Annotated in this window: 2 protein-coding genes; one reads left to right on the forward strand and one right to left on the reverse strand. The window is 66.4% G+C overall.

What is annotated here, in order from left to right; genetic code table 11:
* A partial coding sequence (locus tag EN780_RS33005; RefSeq protein WP_128276360.1) for a KpsF/GutQ family sugar-phosphate isomerase occupies positions 1-912 on the reverse strand: 912 nt, incomplete at its 3' end.
* A gap of 205 nt (positions 913-1,117) precedes the next feature.
* Here EN780_RS33005 and EN780_RS33010 point away from each other — a divergent pair.
* The coding region (locus EN780_RS33010; RefSeq protein WP_145971026.1) for an outer membrane beta-barrel protein at positions 1,118-1,960 on the forward strand (843 nt) is incomplete at its 3' end.

A 1,960-nucleotide genomic window follows, 5' to 3' on the forward strand; every position in this document is an offset into this window, starting at 1 on the left:
GGTGTTGATGGTCTGCAGCGCCGTCGCCACCAGCGTGTCCGGCGTCGCCGTCTTTGGTTTCCTGGTCATCACCTGATCGACGCTCATCGCCAGAAGGTCGTTGGCGATATGGCGGCGGATATCGCCGTCGGTGATGATGCCGATCAGCGCCCCATCGGCGCCGCTGATCGCCACGCAGCCGAAGCCCTTGCGCGAGAGTTCGATGATCGCCTCGCGCATGCCGGTGCCCGACGGCACCAGCGGCAGACGCTCGCCGACATGCATGATCTCGCGCAGTTGCGTGAGATTGGCGCCGAGCTGTCCGCCCGGATGGAAGGTACGGAAATGGTCGGGCGTGAAGCCCCGCGCCTCGAGCAGCGCAATGGCCAGCGCATCGCCCATGACCAGTTGCAGCAGCGCCGATGTCGTCGGTGCCAGCCCGTGCGGACAGGCTTCCGGCGCGGGCGGCAGCAGCAGCACCACGTCGGCGGCGCGCGCCAGCGCCGAGGTCTCGCCGGACGTGATGGCGATCAGCGGGATCGAGAAACGCTTGGAATAGGCCACGATGCCCATCAGCTCCTTGCTTTCGCCAGACCATGACATGGCGATGATGGCATCGTCTTTGGCGATCATGCCGAGATCGCCGTGATTGGCTTCCGCCGGATGGACGAAGAAGGCGGGCGTGCCGGTCGAGGCCAGCGTTGCGGCGATCTTGGAGCCAATATGGCCGCTCTTGCCAACGCCGGTGACGATGACGCGGCCCTCGATGCCCGAAATCAGCTCGACGGCGCGCGCGAATGGCTCGGCCAACCCGTTCTCGAGCGCGGCGGCAAATGCAGCCATGCCGGCCTGCTCGGTCGCCACGGTTCTCAGCGCCGAATCGATCGAAGCCTGCCTGTCCGGGCGCTTCTTTTCTGGGGACCCTGCATGCATGGCTGATGCGCTTAGCGCTTCGCCGCCCGCCTGTCCAACAGAAATGCCTGCGGTCGATGGCGGCCCTCGCCTGAAGCACCATTTTGGCTTCGACATGCGGGACACCGAATGCGCGAGAGAACCGCCCGCCTCAACCCTCCGTTAACCATCCCCATTTACGGTTCGGTAAGTATGGCGCGCCTGCGCCGCGCAAGCAGTGGTGACGATGACCGGGGCCCAGCCTGAAACGAAAAGAGGTCGGACGGGCAAGGCCGTCAGCACGCTGCTGCTGGCGGCGAGCGTCCTCGCTTTGCTGCGGCCAATGCAACTCCATGCCCAGGAAACCGAGTTGCGCGGCGAGGTTTCGGAATCGGCGATCCTGTCGGACCAGCAGCGCAAGGTCAGGCAGATGAGCAGGGCTCGTGCCCAGGATCTGAACGGGCCGGCGACCGCGACCGCCGACGCTCCGGCCGACCCCTATTCGCCGGCTAGCCCCGGCGCAGTGCCTGACGAGACCGATGGAACGGCCGCGAACGACAGCATCTTCGACCAGCCTGCCGCTACCGACGATCCGTTCGTCGACAACCCTTCTCCGCCCAAGCCACGTCGGACCTCGACCGCCAAACAGCGCGCCGACGATGCGGACAAGAAGGCGGACAACGACACCGCCGGGAAGAAAAAGACAAAGGCCGCCGACAAGAAGAAGACCAAGACCGACCCAACGGCGACCGGGGCCACCACCGCAGACACTGGCACCGCCGGAGAGGACCAGGACGGCGCCAACCGTCGCGCGGTCACCATCGACAGCGTCGACAGGCAGAAGCTTGACCCCGGCGCCGAGCGCACCGCCTCGATCGAAGGCCAGAAGATCAAGCCCGAGGACGACCCCTTCGCCGCCACCGGCATCAAGGTCGGCACCTTCGTCTTTCGGCCGACGCTGGAGCAGGGCTTCACCGCGACGTCCAATGCCGATGCCAGCAGCGGCGGCACGTCGGCGGTGCTGTCGGAGACGGCGCTGCGTTTTTCCGCGACCTCCGACTGGCGCGAGAACTCGGCCACGATCGACGGC

Origin of the sequence: Mesorhizobium sp. M4B.F.Ca.ET.089.01.1.1 (assembly GCF_004022605.1) — a bacterium.
GTDB lineage: Bacteria > Pseudomonadota > Alphaproteobacteria > Rhizobiales > Rhizobiaceae > Mesorhizobium > Mesorhizobium abyssinicae.